The 364-nt window shown below is 57.7% G+C and carries 1 protein-coding gene; it reads left to right on the top strand.

Annotated features, from left to right (window positions below; translation table 11 throughout):
• Nucleotides 1-364: aminotransferase class I/II-fold pyridoxal phosphate-dependent enzyme (locus EN852_RS36475; protein ID WP_135879732.1), on the top strand; the 364-nt coding region annotated here is incomplete at both ends.

Genomic DNA, 364 nt, shown 5'->3' with positions numbered 1-364 from the left:
CAAAGGTCATTGATAGCAGCTGGCTGACCATGGGCGAGCAGGTTCGCTTGTTCGAAGAGTCTTTTGCTCGCATGCACGGCGCGGACGATTGCGTTGCAGTGAGTTCCTGCACGGCGGCACTTCATCTCATTTTGCACGCACTTGGTATCGGCCCAGGCGATGAGGTGTTGGTTCCGTCGCTGACTTTCGTAGCGACCGCGAACTCAGTGCTCTATGTCGGCGCGACTCCTGTCTTTGTCGACATCGAGTCAGCCGACTTGCCGCTGATGTCCCTTGCGGAAGCCGAGGCTCGATGCACGCCGCGCACCAAGGCAATAATCCTCGTTCATTTCGCCGGGTATCTGGCCAATCGGGAACAATGGCA

This window comes from Mesorhizobium sp. M2E.F.Ca.ET.209.01.1.1, from assembly GCF_004010375.2.
Lineage (GTDB): Bacteria > Pseudomonadota > Alphaproteobacteria > Rhizobiales > Rhizobiaceae > Mesorhizobium.
The sequence above is the reverse complement of the archived record's forward strand: the minus strand, read 5'-3'. Positions and strand labels throughout refer to the sequence as shown.